Here is a 15,667-nt window from a genome sequence, read left to right as displayed (position 1 = left end):
TTGTCTTAAGTGTGCGACCGATCCGGCTTTTTATGCAGCGAGCCCCGGCGGCGCGTCCTCTCCTCAAAACGCAAAAAGCTCCCCTTGATTTTCAAGGGAAGCTTCCGCAAATAGATGCTCTATGACATTTTCACCAGGCTGTAGTTTTTCTTGCCTTTCCGGATGATGATAAACCGGCCGCCGATCGCGTGATCCGCCGTCACTTCCAGCGTCAAGTCCGTCACCCGCTCGCCGTTCATCGAAATGGCGCCGTTGTTGATATCCTCGCGCGCCTGTCGTTTGGACGGCTCGATGCCCAGATCGACCAGCCAGTCGACGATGTTTTTCGATTCCTTCGCCGCTTCGAACGTCGGCATTTCTTTGAAGCCCTGCTCGATTTCATCGGCGGTCAGCGATTTGATGTCGCCGCTGAACAAAGCGGCCGTAATGCGCTTGGCCTGCTCCAGCAGCTCCTCGCCGTGAACGAACCGGGTCATCTCTTCGGCCAGCGCTTTTTGGGCTTCGCGTTTATGCGGCTCGGTTTCGACCTTGCGCGCGAGCTCCTCGATTTCTTCTTTGGACAGGAACGTAAAGTATTTCAAATATTTCACGACGTCGCGGTCGTCGGTGTTCGCCCAGAACTGGTAGAACTCGAACGGCGTCGTTTTGTTCGGATCCAGCCAGATTGCGCCGCCCGCCGTTTTGCCGAATTTCGTGCCGTCGGCTTTGAGCATCAGCGGAATCGTCAAGCCGAACGCTTTCGCTTCGGGCCCTTCCTTTTTGCGGATGAGGTCCAGCCCGCTCGTGATGTTGCCCCATTGGTCGGAGCCGCCGATTTGCAGCTGCACGTCCTCATGCCGGTACAGATGGAGGAAATCGAGCGACTGCAGGATTTGGTACGAAAATTCGGTAAAGGAAATGCCGCTTTCAAGCCGGCTGGCCACGACATCCTTCGCAAGCATCGCGTTGATGCTGAAGTTTTTGCCGTAATCGCGCAAAAATTCGATGACGTTGATTTGATGCGTCCAGTCGTAGTTGTTGACGAACCGGATTTGATTGTCGCCTTCGGTCATGAACAATTTTTTCAGCTGCGCGGTCAGCGCGTCCACGTTGGCCTGCACTTGTTCCAGCGATTGCAGCGAACGCTCCGTTTGACGCCCGCTCGGATCGCCGATCGTGCCGGTGGCCCCGCCGATCAAAATCACCGGGCGATGGCCGGCAAGCTGGAACCGCTTCAGCACCATAAACGGGATCAAGTGGCCGATATGCATGCTGTCGCCGGTCGGGTCCACCCCGCAGTACAACGAGACCGATTTTTGGCTCGTCAATTCCCGGAGGCCTTCGGCGTCCGTCTGCTGATTGATGGCATCGCGCCATTCAAGCTCGTCGATAATATTCACTGCAAAAACACTCCCTTAATGTCAAAAATGCCCTTATACCGCATCGTGATGGCGTTGAAAAAGCAAAAATCGCCCCTTGTCTATTCAGACATAGGGACGATCGAATAACCGTGTTACCACCCACATTGCACCAATGGCCGTTCGCGCACGCCGCGCGCCGTTGATGCCGCTCTATCCGCGAAATATCGTTCGCGGCTCCGCCCGGCATTACCCGGGATGCTCCAGAGTGTAATTCGCAGGCGTTTGGTGTGTGCCGGGTTCCACCACCCCCGGCTTTCTGGAACAGGGACCAAGCTTGCTACTGGGCTCTTTCAACGCATATCGCATATAAGATTACAGTCAGTATAGTGAAATCGCATGTTGATGTCAACCATGCCCTTAGCTTGGCCAGGCGGCGCCCTATTTATAATACCTGCTCCGAAACCGGCTCGGGGATTCCCCCGTCCAGCGCTTAAACTGCCGGCTGAAATGCGCGATATTGTGATAGCCGAGCCTTGAAGAAATGGCCTCGATGGACAACTCCGGGTCCATCAAAAGCAGCTTGGACTTCTTCAGCATCAAGGCCGACATGTACTGCCGCGGCGAAAGGCCGTACGCCTGCGTAAAAATCCGGTTTATCGCCGACGTGCTGTAGCCGACCTTGGCAGCGATCGACGCAATGCCCGCCATATGAACGGGCCCGCCGTCGTCAAGCGTCCGCTCGACCTCCCGTTCGAGCAAAGCCGCGATATGCGAGGCCGTCAGGGCGTGTCGGGTGTGGGCTGCGCCGCTCTCCTGCTCCGAAAGGGTTCCGCTAATGCCCGCAAACAGCTCGAACAAAGCGGACAGGATCCTCATCCGCGAGTCCACGCGAGCCGCCGTTTCATCCGAGGTTAACGCCAGCAGCCGGTCCAGGGCGGGGCGAATCGCGGCCGCGAGCGGACTGCCCGCTTCGTGAAAGCAGGTGCGGTTTTGGCATAACAGCTCGCGAAAGGCCCGTTCGTCCACGTCGAAGTGAAGGCAATAATACGTCATTTCCCCGCCGCCGACGACCCGGCTTTCATGCCGGTCCCCGGGGTTGAGCAGCATGAGGTCGCCCGGCTGCTGCGTGTATTGCCTTCCGTTTACGCTCATTTCCTGGGTCCCCGAAAGAACAAGGTTTACTTCGAACAGCGGATGCCGGTGGAGCGGGTAACTCCATTCGCCGGTGACCGTCCGCCAGTGGGCGGCAAACACGCGGAAGGTCGAATCGATATCCGGAAGCATATATTCCTTGCGCATCAGATGGGGGGCGAATTCCATCGCGATCAGCTCCTTGGGATTGAGGTTGACAGTTGTTTCGAAATGATTGGGCGAAATGGGTAAATATCGGCCAGCAATGGATATGTGAACGTCCCGATATCATTGATAAGATGTAGATATTATAGCATAAATTGAAGCCCGTTCCCGAAGTACAGGAATGGGTAATGACTTCGAAAGAGGAGTGTTACGATGGCCATCATCCAAAATCCGATCCTTACCGGTTTTAATCCCGATCCTTGCATTTGCCGGGCAGGCGAAGACTATTACATTGCCGTATCCACCTTCGAATGGTTCCCGGGCGTCGGGATTTACCATTCGAAAGACTTGAAGCATTGGCGCCTGGTTTCCAGACCGCTTAACCGGCTCAGCCAGCTTAACATGACGGGCAATCCGGATTCGGGCGGCATTTGGGCCCCCCAATTGTCTTATGCAGACGAACGTTTTTGGCTCATTTACACCGACGTCAAGGTGACGGAGGGGCAGTGGAAAGATTGCCATAACTACCTCGTCACGTGCGAGACGATCGACGGGGAATGGTCCGATCCGGTCCATTTGAACAGCTCGGGGTTCGACCCGTCGCTGTTCCATGACGAAGACGGAAAAAAATACCTCGTCAACATGATGTGGGACCAGCGCGTCGGCCATCATCCTTTCTACGGCATCGTGCTGCAGGAATACGACGCCGGGCGGCAAACGCTCGTCGGCAAACGGGAAGTCATTTTCAAAGGCACCGACATCAAACTGACGGAAGCGCCCCATCTTTATAAAATCAACGGGTACTACTACCTGCTGACGGCCGAAGGCGGCACCCGTTACGACCATCAGGCGACGATCGCCCGATCCAAACATCTCCGCGGGCCGTACGAAGTGCATCCGGACAATCCGCTCATCTCTTCATGGTCCACGCCGCGGAATCCGCTGCAAAAAGCCGGACATGCCTCGATCGTGCAGACTCATACCGATGAATGGTTCCTCGTCCATCTGACGGGCAGGCCGCTGCCGCGGGAAGGCCAACCGCTCCTGGATCCGCGCGGGTATTGCCCGCTTGGCAGGGAGACGGCGATCCAGCGTTTGGAATGGCGGAACGACTGGCCTTACGTCGTTGGCGGCAACTCCCCCGCCCTGGAGATCGAAGGACCGGACATGCCGGAAATGCCTTGGGAGCCGGATGTTCCCGAAAAAGACGACTTCGACGGCAGCGTGCTGAACCTGCATTTTCAAAATCTGCGCATTCCGTTAGGACCGGAGACGTTATCGCTGACCGACCGGCCCGGACATCTTCGCCTGTACGGCCGGGAATCGCTGACGTCCAAGTTCACCCAGGCCTACGTGGCGCGGCGCTGGCAGCACTTCCGGTTTACGGCGGAGACCAAGGTGGCCTTCAGGCCGGACACCTTCCAGCAATCCGCGGGGCTCGTCAATTACTACAATACGCAAAACTGGACGTCCTGCCAGATCACGTGGAACGAGGAGAAAGGCCGCATTTTGGAGCTCGTCACCTGCGACAACTTCGTCTTCGACCAGCCTCTGAAAGGCCGGGAAATTGCGATTCCGGACGAGGCGGAATACGTGTACTTGCGCGTCGACGTCGATTATGACGTTTATCGTTACTCCTATTCGTTCGACGGCAAGGATTGGACGACGCTTCCGGTGACGCTCGATTCCTCCAAGCTGTCGGACGACTACATCCAAGGCGGCGGATTTTTCACGGGAGCGTTCGTCGGCATGCAGTGCCAGGATACGTCCGGACGCCGCCAACACGCGGACTTTGATTATTTCAGCTATATCGCGCGGTAAGAAGCGCCAAACGAGTTTATCGAAGACGGTCTGCCTTACGGCAGATCGTTTTTTGCTTGGCAGAACCTCGATTCCCCTTGATCGCCGGTCCTCCGTAATATAAAACAATCCCTTCCAAGTCGTATTGGAAGGGATTGTTTTATCGCTGCTTGGCCTTTGGCAGCATAAAAGCTTGCCCGAAGACCGGGATCCCGGTCTTCGGGCAAGCTCTGCGTTTTTTTAGCCTTTTACCGAGCCGGCGGCGATTCCTTCCACGATCCGGTCGCTCAGGAACAGGAACATGACGAGGATCGGCAAAATGCTGATCATCAGCGTCGCCCCGATCGAACCCCAATCGGTCGTGTACTGGCCGATAAAGTTCTGCACCCCGACCGTCAGCGTCTTGTACGAGTCCGAGCTGATGAACGTGTTGACGAAAATGAATTCGTTCCAGTTATAAATCATGTTGATGATGCCCGTCGTGGCAATGACCGAGCTGGTCATCGGCAGCACGATCCGGAAAAACAAGCGGTTGACGGAGCAGCCGTCCATCACTCCCGCCTCCTCCACTTCCCGCGGCAGCGCGTAATAAAAACCGAGCATGATCATGATCGTGATCGGCATGTTAAACGCCACGTAGGACAAAATCAGCGACAGCGGATTGTCGTTCAGCCCGGCTTTGTTGAACATGCTGAACAACGGAATCAGCGTGGAATGGACGGGAATCATCATCGCCACCATAAACAGGCCGAGCACAAGCGAGCTTCCCTTCCATTTCATCCGCGTCATGGCGAACGTCGCGAGGCTTCCCAGCATAATCGTCAGGGCCGACGCGGCGATCGTGATCCATACGCTGTTCAGAAAATAAACGCTGATATTGCCCGCGCTCCATACCTTTTCGTAGTTTTCCCAGCGGAAATGGGTCGGGAGCGAAAGCGGCGGGAGGTTGAACACTTCCTGATTGTTTTTCAAAGAGAAAAAGAACAGCCAGACGAGCGGCAGCAGCTGCAGGGCGGCAACGGCCGTCAATACGATGTACAAGACGCCGTAACCGATTTTTTTGCCCGTCTTGGACTTCGGCGACATCTGCCGGGCAGGCGGCAACAAAGCTTCGGACGTCATAAAGCGGCCCTCCTTAGGAATATTGAATCGTATCTTTCGTGGCGGTCAGCTTGCGGATGATCCAGGTCACGACGAGACAGATGACCAGCAGGAAAAAGCCGATCGCGCTGCCGTAGCCGAAATCATAAGCACGGAACGCCGTATGATACATGTAGGACGCCATCACTTCGCTCGAGCCGTTGGGTCCGCCGTCGGTCATGACGTAGATCAAATCGAAATACTTCAAGGAACCGACCGCAGCCAGCACGATCGTCACCTTGATCACTTCCATGGCCAGGGGCAGCTTGATTTTCCAGGCGATCTGCCAGGAGTTCGCCCCGTCAATTTTTGCCGCCTCCTCCAGCGAGGAAGGGATGTTTTTGAGGGCGGCGTAATAGATCAAAATATAGAAACCCGCATACTGCCACAAAATCGGAACGAACAGGGCAAACAGCACCAGCTTCGGCTCCGACAGCCATGCAGGGGGATTGGCAAAACCAAGCGACTCCAGCACGCTGTTGACGATGCCGTTCGACGGATGGTAAATCCGCAGCCACAGCTGCGCAATGGCCACCGAAGACAGCAGCATCGGGATCAAATATATTTTCCGGAACAGGTTGGCGCCTTTGATCCGGGCGGCCAGCACCATCGCGATCGCCAGGTAAACAAGCAGGCTCGCGCACGAAAAAACGGCAAGCAGCAGGGAATGCCAGGCGCTGTTCCAGAAGGTGCGGTCCCCAAGCAGCTCCGCGTAATTGTCCAGCCCGACGAACTTCATGCGGCCGATGCCGTTCCACTCGTTCAGCCCGTAATAAGCGGTCAAAACGATCGGAATATAAACTATGGCCAATATAAGCAGCAGCGCGGGCAGCACGTACAGCGCAATCATTTTTTTGTTGGACATGACCTTGTCCATCGCTTCCGTCTCCTTTCTGGATGAGGATGCCGGGAAAAACTGATCCGGCCTGACGGCCGGATTCAGTGCGTGTTTGCTTCTCCCGTACCCTTCTTCTCGTTAGTTGCCCTTCGCAATCGCCTTGTCATGTTCTTCCGAAAATTGCTCAGGGGAGACGGCTTTGCCGAACAGCGCCTGAATGTTGTTCAGATGCGTCTCGGCCGCGTTGGCCGGCATTTGTACGTCCGCAAACAGGGTAATGCTGCTCGCTTTATTCATTTCGTTGAACAGATCGATGTACAATTGAGGCAAATCAAGGGAAGACGTATCCACTTTGGTCGCCGGAATGACGCCCGCCCCGGTGACCGATTGCTCGCCCCATTTGGTCACGAAATACTCCACAAAAGCTTTGGCTTCTTCTTTCACTTCGGAATTTTGGGATACGAACAGGCCTACGCCCGGGCCGCCCACCCAGCTGTCGATATTGCCTTTGCCGCCTTCCACCGTCGGGAATTTGAAAAAGCCGACGTTGTCGCGGAATTCCTTCGGAATCTCTTCATTGGTCGTATAGTTCGGCAGTTCCCACGTGCCCATCAGGTACATGGCCGCTTTGCCGTTCAAAAACTCGGATTTGCCTTCCTCGTTGGACAATCCGTTAAAGCCCTTGATAAACGCATTGCTGTCTACCAGCGACTGCACTTCCTTGGCCGCCTGCACGAGACCCGGGTCCTTGAACGAACCGGAGCCGGCGATCGCGTCCGCAAGCGCTTTTTGCCCGGCAATGCGGTCGGCGAGGTACATGTACCAAAGCGATCCGGTCCAGCGGTCCTTGTTGCCGAGCGCGATCGGCGCGACGCCGTTGTCGGAAAGCGTTTTCGATACCGCCTTAAATTGCTCGTAGGTTTGCGGAACTTCGAGATTGTATTTCTTGAAAATCGCTTTGTTGTAATAGATCGGCGCAATGTTGAATTCAAGCGGAAGCGCATACGTTTTGCCGTCGATCGCGTAAGCTTCGGTCGTGCCGGCCACGAACTTGTCCTTCAGCTCGCCGCTCAGCAGGTCATCGACCGGCGCAAACAGGTTGCCTTCGACGTAAGGCTTCAGGAATCCGGCCGCCCAGGTTACGCCGACGTCCGGCAGTTCGTTGGAAGCGGACAACACTTTCAGTTTGTTTTTGTACTGCTCGTTGTCGAGCACTTCCTGCTTGATCGTGACGTTCGGGTGCTCTTTTTGATAGTCGTTTATGATCTGGTTGACGATTTTGTTCTGCCCGGCGGATACGCCTTCAGGCCATAAATGCATAAACTTGATCGTTACTTTTTCGCCGGCCTTGTCGCCGCCTGCGGAGGAGGATGCATTCGAACCTTCGTCCTTTTGGCCGCAGCCGGCCGCAAACAACGCGACGCACAGCGTCAATAGCAAAACGCCCCATTTTTTACCGAACATCTTTCACAGCCCCTTTTTTCGTTATCTGTAGACGGGTTGCAACCGCTTACCTAAAGTGTATCAGCGCGCCGCCCGGGCCGTAAGGTCAGAGAGATTGGGACTCATACCACTTTTATTGGATCTTCGCATCCTCGTCCAGCCACTGCTGCCTGTACTGCCCCGGACTTACCCCTTCCAGGGAACGGAACACCTTCACGAAATATTTGGGCGTCTGGTAACCGGCCTGCTCCGCGATTTCGGCGATGGACAGCCTTGTGCCGGTCAGCAGTTCCTTCGCCCGCTGTACTCTCCGCCTGGTGACGTAATCGCTGAACGTAAGCCCCGTCTGCTCCTTGAAATGAACGCTGAAATAGCTCGCATTCATATGCAGATGTTCGGCGGTTTCGCGCAGCGAGACCGATTCCCCCAGATGCTCGTCGATGTACTGGAGCGCCTTTTGGACCTGGGGGCTGTAGACCTTTTCATCCTGAACCGTTTCGAGCAGCTTGGGGTCCACCAGCTTCCGCATCCGTTCGATCCGGCCGTTCCACTGCTCCCGCTGCAGCGCCGTTTCCACCGCCTGGACGAGCTTGGTTTTGTCCAGCGGCTTCAGCAAATAATCGACGACCCCGAATTTCAGCGCGGTGCGCGCGTATTCGAAATCGGAATGGCCCGAAATGATAATGACTACCGGAGGATGAGGCATGCCGGCGATCCGCTCCACGAGTTCAAGCCCGTTGATTTCCGGCATGCGGATATCGGTCACGAGCAGGCTCGCGTCATGGTTCTCCAGCCATGTCAGCGCTTCCCCGCCGCTTGAGGCGATTTCGATCCGGTAACGTCCCGAGGACCACATCTCCAACGTTTTGCGGATGCCTTCCCTCGTCCGCGGTTCGTCGTCCACGACAAGAATATTTTTCATTGGGATCTCCCCTTTCCGTCATCAGGTATTTCCAAAGAAACCGTCGTGCCTTTCCCTTCCTCGCTGCGAATCGAAAGCCCTTCCGCTTTGTCCATGTAATACAGCCGAAGCCGCCGCTCCACGTTGACGATGCCGACGCCCTTCCCTTTGGAGGAGCTCATGTAACCTTCCCGCATCGCTTCGTGGATCGAGGATATTTTGTCGGCGGACATTCCCGGGCCGTCGTCCGTCACCGTAATGCGCGTATATCCCTCGCGTTCGGAAGGCCGTACCTCCAGCACGACCATGCCCGGACCGGTACGCTGCTCGACGCCGTGCAAAATGGCGTTTTCGACGAGCGGCTGGATGAGCAGCTTCGGCAGCGGAACCATGCGGCAAGCTTCATCGGCGTCGATCCGCCAGGCAAGACGGTCCAGCATGCGCATTTTCATGATCGTCAAATACCTGGCCGCATGATCCAGTTCGTCCCCGATCGTTACCCACTCTTCGTCGTCGGACCGGTTAATGACGTACCGGAACAGGCCGGACATGGCCACGACGATTTGCGCCAGCTCTTCCTCCCCCTGATCCTCCAACGCCCAATAGAACGCTTCCAACGTGTTGAACAGAAAATGGGGGTTGATTTGCGCCTGCAGCGCTTTCAATTCCGTCCGGCTCTGGATGATCTCCTTCTGGTATACGACCTCGATCAGCTCGTTGAGCGAATCCACCATCTGGTTGTACGTGTTGTTCAGCTCCTGGAGTTCCATCGTGGAGGACTCGATCGTATTGCGCTTCAAATTGCCGAACCTGGAGCCGCGCATCGCTTTGATCAGGTTCAAGATCGGCCGGGTGATCATCGTGGACAGCATGAAGCTCAAGACCAGGAAAAGCAGCGCCCCGGCGAGGCCGGACACGATAATGACCGTCCGCAGCACCGAAATGCCCTCGGTCGTATAATTCACCGGCGTCAAAATGACAAGATCCCAGCCGGTTTTTTTGGACTGGCGTTCGACGGCGATGTACGCTTCGCCGCCCAGCCCGATCGTCTCCCCGTCGCGGTGAAGCACCTGCCGGGAAAGGATCGCCGGACCGAAGCTGGAAAATATTTTTCTGCCCGCTTCATCGAACAACCCCATCGTCTCCTGCGTTTCGGTCGCGGAATGGATGTCGGAGAGCGCAAAATAGCTTTTGTCGATCCGGACGAGCACGTAACCGCCGTGGGCAAAAGATTCGTCCATCAGCCTGACCTGCCGGATCGCGACGACCGTGTCCGGATCGAGCGGATCCAGGCCGAGCCAGACCAGCTTGCCCCCGTTTTGGTCCACCCTTTGGATCCAGGCGGCGGACACGCGGTCGGTAAGCTCGAGGTCGTACAGGGGCACCAGGCTCCGGTAATCGGTCGTATACAGCTCCAGCGAACGGATTCCGGTCGTGTAAGCTTCGTATTTTCGCACCTCTTGTTGCAGCGACTGGCGCATGGCGAAGCTGACCCGCTCCCCCCGCACCTCCCGGCCCAGCAGCGATTGAATCGTCGCATCCGTCGCCACCTGCGTCGACAGCATGTCGATCTGCTGCAGCAGCGCGTCCAGCTGTCCGGCAGCCTGCACCGCCGTCTGCTGAATATGCTTCTGGGCGTTGTTGCGGAGCAGCACCGACACCCGGTCGAACATAAAAAAACCGACAAGCGCCAAAATGATACACATGACCAGCATGAATCCAAGAAAGATTTGGTTGCGCAGCGTGTTCCTTTTTCCCAAATGTATCAACAACTCACTTCTCCCCCTTGAAGCTCCCCATGTCTGCCTGCATTGTACACCAAAAACGCGCCGGCTGACGAGAGCGTCGCGCCTTCCGCATGGCACGGCATCCGGGAGCAACGGAAAAAGCGCCCTTCTTCAGAGCGCTTCGGCCAACCTTTTTTTCCATTCTATCGGGCTTTTTCCTCTTTCCGCCTTGGCTTCAGACCCGTTCTTTCGTTCGAACTCCCGGAAATTTATTTTCCCGCAAGCCGGGCCACGCGGTCATAGGCCGGTTTCGGCCGGTGCCGCTCGTCGAACAGGAACGGCCAGTTTTTACGGCCGCGCACCGGAAAATCGTCCAGCCACGTATAATCGTCCGCGGCTCCCCAGAACGTGACGGCGCTGACCGTCCCGCGGTATTCCTTCAGCAGCCGGAACACCGCTTCGTACACCTCGGCCTGCCGTTCCAGCATGCCGGGCTCGGGCTCCGCCAGATCCGTCCGCCGGTCGTCAAACCGGAAAACCGACACGTCCAGCTCCGTCAGCTGAAGCTCCAGCCCCAGGGAGGCGTATTTTTCGATTGCCGCGCGGATATCGTCAAGCGACGGATCGAAAATGTTCCAGTGCGCCTGCAGGCCGATGCCGTGGATCGGAACGCCCTGTTCGAGCAGCGACTTGACCAAGGCGTAGATTTTGTCGCGTTTATGCGGATGGGATTCATTATAGTCGTTGTAGAACAACCGGGCGTTTGGATCTGCTTCATGCGCGAATTCAAACGCTTTGGAGATAAAGCCTGGACCTGCGATATCCAGCCATTTCGACGGCCGGAGCAGTTCGCCGCCCTCGTCGGCGACCGCTTCATTGACGACGTCCCAGGCATAAATCTCGCCTTTGTACCGTCCGACAACGGTTTCGATATGGGAGCGAAGCCGCTCCAGCAGAACCTCCTTGCCGGCGGGGCGTCCGTCCCCGTCCTGAAACAGCCAGTCTCCGGTTTGGTTATGCCACACCAGCGTATGTCCCCGCACAGCCATGCCGTGCCGGCGCGCAAAATCGACGATGGCATCGGACTCGTCAAACGCGTAGACGTCCTCCGCCGGATGAATATTCTCGAACTTCATCTCGTTTTCCGCCGTCACGCTGTTAAAATGCCGCTCCAAAAGTTCCTCTTGCGTTTGAATTGTCCCGGAGCTGACCGCCGCCCCGATCTTGAAATCGTCCGCAAACACGTCTTTTAACGCTGCCTCGGCCGTCTTTGATTGATTCATGAACCTCTCCCCCTTCTGCTTTCCGTAAAACGATGGATTCGGATCTTCGGGAAGCACCGTCCTCCCGGGCTAAGGTACACCTTTCGCATACCGCTTATTCTTTTACGCTTCCCACGTTCAGGCCGACGACAAAATATTTTTGCATAAACGGATAGACGAGCAAGATCGGCACGGAAGCCACGATCGTAACCGCTGCCCGGATCGACAACGGGGTTACCATCGAAACGGCCGCATCCTGCGTCATGCCGGCCCCGTTGGCCACGGCCGGGTTGCTGTTGGCGTTCATGCTGGATGACAGCAGCTTCATCAGCTCGTATTGCAGCGTGCTGAGCTCCTGCCGCGACGAGGTGAACAGGAAGGCGTCAAACCAGGAGTTCCACGCCCCTACGGCGACAAACAGCGCGATGGTGGCGAGCACGGGTTTGCACAGCGGAAAAATGATCCGCCAAAAAATTTTGAACTCCCCCGCTCCGTCGATTTTTGCCGACTCCACCAGGCTTTCGGGGATCGTGCCGATATACGTGCGGATCACGATCATATTAAACGCGCTGATCATCGACGGAAGGACGTAGACCCAAAACGTATTGATCAGATGCAAATCTTTCATCAGGAAGTATCCCGGAATCAAACCGGCGTTAAAATACATCGTCAGCACGAATATAAGCGTGATCGGCTTGCGGAATACGTACTCCCGCCGGCTGAGCGTGTAGGCGAGCATCGTCGTCAAAAAGATGTTCAGCACGGTGGAAAGCACCGTCCTCGCCACGGAAATCAGGAAAGCGTCGTAGATCGTTCCCGACGCAAACACGGCCTTGTAGTTTTGCAGCGTAAACTGCCGCGGCCACAAGTAAAGTCCGCCCCGAATCGTATCGTTGCCGGCATTAAACGACACGACGATCGTGTTCAGGAAGGGATACAGCGTGACCACGACCAGCAAGATCATGAACACTGTGTTGAACGTATGAAAAAGAGTCGGCTCGATCCGGCTTTTCCCGCTCCGTTTATACGTCGCAGCAGCCGGCACCGGCCCCGGGGTGATGGTTTGGTTTCCCATGTCTATAACAGCCTCTCTTCCCCTAGTCGTTTGGCAATCCAGTTGGCGATCAGCAGCATCGTGACGCTGACGACGGTTTTGAATATGCCGCCGGCCGTCGCTAACGAATAGTTGCCTTGCGCTATCCCGTACTTCAGCACAAAGATGTCGATCGTTTCCGCCCAATCCACGACAAGCCCGTTGCCGAGCAGATACTGCACCTCAAATCCCGCTTCCAAGATGTGGCCGATCGACATGATCAACAAAATGACGATGGTCGGCTTGATGCCCGGAAGCGTGACGTGGAACATTTTCTTGTAACGGCTGGCCCCGTCGATTTCGGCGGCTTCGTACAGCGCCGGATCGATGGAAGACATGGCGGCCAAATAAATGATCGTGTTCCAGCCGACTTCCTTCCAGACGTGGGAAGCGCCGACGACGCCCCAAAAATAATGGCCTTCGCTGAGCCACAGGATCGGCTCCTTAATCAAATGCAGCTTCATCAAAACGTCGTTGACGATGCCGTCCGAAGCCAAGGTTGTCGCCACGATGCCGGTAACGATGACCCAGGACAGGAAATGCGGCAAATAGGAAATGGTCTGTACCGTCCGTTTCCAGAATACTTTTTTAATTTCGTTCAGCAAAAGCGCCAAAACAATCGCCGTCACAAACCCCAATACCAGATTGATGACGCTCATGGCGAGCGTATTGCGAAGTACGCGCAAAAAATTGTCGTCCAGAAACAAAAACTTGAAATGCTTGAATCCTACCCATTTTTGATCCGCAAAATCGAGGGCCGGCTTGTAATCCTGGAATGCCATCGTCCAGCCCCAGATCGGCACGTAAGAAAACAAGATGATATACGCCAGCAAAGGGACCGACATCCAGATCAACTGCCGCTGGTTTTTGATCAAGGACCAGGTCATCGGCTGCCTTTTCCCTTTTTTCGGTTTGCGGACGACGGGCTTTTTCGTTAAGGTCTCTTCCATCATTTTTTCTCCCCACCGAGCCTTGGATTTAAGAAAGCGGAAGGCCGCATTGGCGCCTCCCGCCTCCAGCTAGCTTCTGATGCCTTACTTCACCGACCAGTTCTCGATCCGCCATTGAAGAACTTCGTTGATCCGATCCTCGTAAGCTTTAATGTTCAGCTTGTGGATCTCGTTCGTATATTCCGTCCATACGCTGTCAAAATCGGACGGGTTTGCCAAGATCGCTTTCGGCAAAAATTTGGTCGACAAGTCGTTTTGCTTCGTATTGACGATTTTGGCTTCGGAACCTTCCACCAGATCGACGCTCCATGCCGGATAATAGATCGGATTCTCCGGCGCCGGGCTGAAGAAATCGACATAGCTGTTGAAGCCGTAGGCCTTCAGGAACTTTTTGTCGTATTCTTCGAGGCCTGCCTGGTACTCTTCCGGCTGCGCCGCGCCATCCGTCGCGTTGCCGTCACTGAAGAAACCTTGCATTTTCGGGCTGAAGCTGTACAGCGTGTCCGCTTTGTTCGCCAGCTTCCAAGTGGCGTCCGTAAATTTGTCGCGCTGCTCCTGCGTTTTCATGAAACGGCCTTTCTCGTTCACGATGTAGTCCTCGCCTTCGATTCCCCAGGAGAGGATCTTCTGCCAATCTTCCTGGATCAGGCGGTCCCACAGCTTGATTATTTTCACCGGATCCTTGGCGTTCACGCTGATGCCGAAGCCGTTGTTCAGGTTCAGCGCCGGGCGGTCCAAATAATAATCCCTGGTGCCTTCGTCATACACGAGCGGAAGCCCTACGTACGTTCTTTCATGTTTTTTCTGCGTGATCAGGGCGTTTTCGGCGTTTTGGAAATTCCAATGCTGGTCGAACATGCCCAGTACCGTTCCGCTGGAAATTTTGGCGAGGTACTGATCGAAGTTCTGCGTGAACGTTTCTTTGTCGATCAGCCCTTTGGCGTTAATTTCGTTCAGCTTTTGATAGTAACGTTTCGCATAGTCCTTGTCGGCAAAAATTTCCGCCTTGCCGTCGTTGACGACCACGCTGCCGTCGTTCGGATGGCCGATCAAATGCTGCGGCGGGTTGAACAAGCCCCAGTTTTTCCAGTCGTAGTTCAAAATTTCGAATCCGATCGTCGGCTTGCCGTCGATGTTCGGATGTTTTTCCTTATACTTGGCGATCAGGTCGAAATATTCGTCCAGCGTTTTGACCTTCGGATATCCGGCTTCCTCAAGCACCGCCTTCTGAATCCAGAACGCCGGCCCGGAATACCATGTCGAGCTCACTTCCCCGTTGTAGGCCCCGTAGTTGGGCAAAATGTAAATGTGCCCGTCGTTCGGATCCTTCATCATGTTCCAGTACTTCTCGTAATGTTTTTTCAAATTCGGAGCATGTTCTTCGATGAGGTCTTCCAGCGGAATGTATGCGCCTGCCGCCGTCAATTTCGTATTGCCCGTCATGATGTCCGGATAGTCGGAGCCGGCGATCATGACGCCAAGCTTCTGATTAAGGTCGCCGGCCAGAAATTCGAATTTGAAGGTTACGCCCAGCTCGTCCTTAATCTTTTTGTAAATTTTGTTGTCCGGCGTCGGCTGCTGGCCGGCTTCGCCGATGAACGCCGTAATTTCAAACGGTTCGGGTTTCCCCTCGCCGCTGCCTCCCGATGCCTCGTTTCCGGCCTTGGCGTCTCCGGATGTCGCCGTCTTGTCGCTTCCTCCGCATCCCGCCAGAATGAAGCTGAACGACAGCAGCATAATCATGCCGAGCCGGATCACTGATTTTGACTTGCCCCCCATGTATAGCACCTCCGCTAAAATTTGTTACTTCAGGGATTGGAAGCCCTTACAAGTAACTTACTCTTATTGTAAAATCGCTTTCAAAACCGAACTATATC

The 15,667-nt window shown here is 55.5% G+C and carries 12 protein-coding genes; 1 reads left to right on the top strand and 11 read right to left on the bottom strand.

The window, feature by feature from the left end; genetic code table 11:
- Positions 1-119 precede the first annotated feature (119 nt).
- Positions 120-1,379: a tyrosine--tRNA ligase gene (gene tyrS / locus KI367_RS13875; RefSeq protein WP_212950352.1), complete on the bottom strand. Its 1,260-nt coding sequence runs from the start codon at positions 1,377-1,379 to the stop codon at positions 120-122.
- A gap of 399 nt (positions 1,380-1,778) precedes the next feature.
- Entirely contained in the window at positions 1,779-2,660 is an 882-nt protein-coding gene (locus KI367_RS13870) for a helix-turn-helix domain-containing protein (protein ID WP_212950350.1), read from the bottom strand.
- Between the two features lie 189 nt (positions 2,661-2,849).
- Here KI367_RS13870 and KI367_RS13865 point away from each other — a divergent pair, with 189 nt between their 5' ends.
- Complete coding sequence (locus tag KI367_RS13865) at positions 2,850-4,457, top strand: glycoside hydrolase family 43 protein (protein WP_212950348.1); 1,608 nt, start codon at positions 2,850-2,852, stop codon at positions 4,455-4,457.
- Positions 4,458-4,676: 219 nt separating this feature from the next.
- On the opposite strand, the gene KI367_RS13860 is transcribed toward KI367_RS13865, so the two are convergent.
- From KI367_RS13860 to KI367_RS13820, 9 genes are all read right to left on the bottom strand, one after another.
- A complete protein-coding gene (locus tag KI367_RS13860) occupies positions 4,677-5,522 on the bottom strand; it encodes a carbohydrate ABC transporter permease (protein WP_373316233.1) in 846 nt (281 codons plus the stop codon).
- 49 nt (positions 5,523-5,571) lie between these two features.
- Positions 5,572-6,453, bottom strand: a complete 882-nt coding sequence (locus KI367_RS13855; protein ID WP_036707971.1) for a carbohydrate ABC transporter permease — start codon at positions 6,451-6,453, stop codon at positions 5,572-5,574.
- A gap of 99 nt (positions 6,454-6,552) precedes the next feature.
- Positions 6,553-7,878 carry an extracellular solute-binding protein gene (locus KI367_RS13850; RefSeq protein WP_036707970.1) on the bottom strand — a complete coding sequence of 442 codons (1,326 nt, stop codon included), beginning with the start codon at positions 7,876-7,878 and terminating at the stop codon, positions 6,553-6,555.
- Positions 7,879-7,990: 112 nt separating this feature from the next.
- Positions 7,991-8,779 (bottom strand): response regulator, encoded by a 789-nt coding sequence (locus tag KI367_RS13845; RefSeq protein ID WP_212950347.1) that lies wholly within the window; start codon positions 8,777-8,779, stop codon positions 7,991-7,993.
- Positions 8,776-10,473: a sensor histidine kinase gene (locus KI367_RS13840; protein WP_212950415.1), complete on the bottom strand. Its 1,698-nt coding sequence runs from the start codon at positions 10,471-10,473 to the stop codon at positions 8,776-8,778. Before KI367_RS13840 ends, KI367_RS13845 begins: the two co-directional genes overlap by 4 nt.
- A 281-nt stretch (positions 10,474-10,754) precedes the next feature.
- Complete coding sequence (locus tag KI367_RS13835; RefSeq protein WP_212950345.1) at positions 10,755-11,768, bottom strand: endo-1,4-beta-xylanase; 1,014 nt, start codon at positions 11,766-11,768, stop codon at positions 10,755-10,757.
- Positions 11,769-11,862: 94 nt separating this feature from the next.
- A complete protein-coding gene (locus tag KI367_RS13830) occupies positions 11,863-12,822 on the bottom strand; it encodes a carbohydrate ABC transporter permease (RefSeq protein WP_212950343.1) in 960 nt (319 codons plus the stop codon).
- Positions 12,823-12,824: 2 nt separating this feature from the next.
- Complete coding sequence (locus KI367_RS13825; protein ID WP_212950341.1) at positions 12,825-13,790, bottom strand: ABC transporter permease; 966 nt, start codon at positions 13,788-13,790, stop codon at positions 12,825-12,827.
- An 84-nt stretch (positions 13,791-13,874) separates the two neighbouring features.
- Positions 13,875-15,569 carry an ABC transporter substrate-binding protein gene (locus KI367_RS13820; RefSeq protein WP_212950339.1) on the bottom strand — a complete coding sequence of 565 codons (1,695 nt, stop codon included), beginning with the start codon at positions 15,567-15,569 and terminating at the stop codon, positions 13,875-13,877.
- Positions 15,570-15,667 lie beyond the last annotated feature (98 nt).

The sequence above is a fragment of the Paenibacillus cookii genome (assembly GCF_018333375.1).
GTDB lineage: Bacteria > Bacillota > Bacilli > Paenibacillales > Paenibacillaceae > Paenibacillus_AQ > Paenibacillus_AQ cookii.
This window is presented reverse-complemented; position numbering and strand designations above follow the sequence as displayed.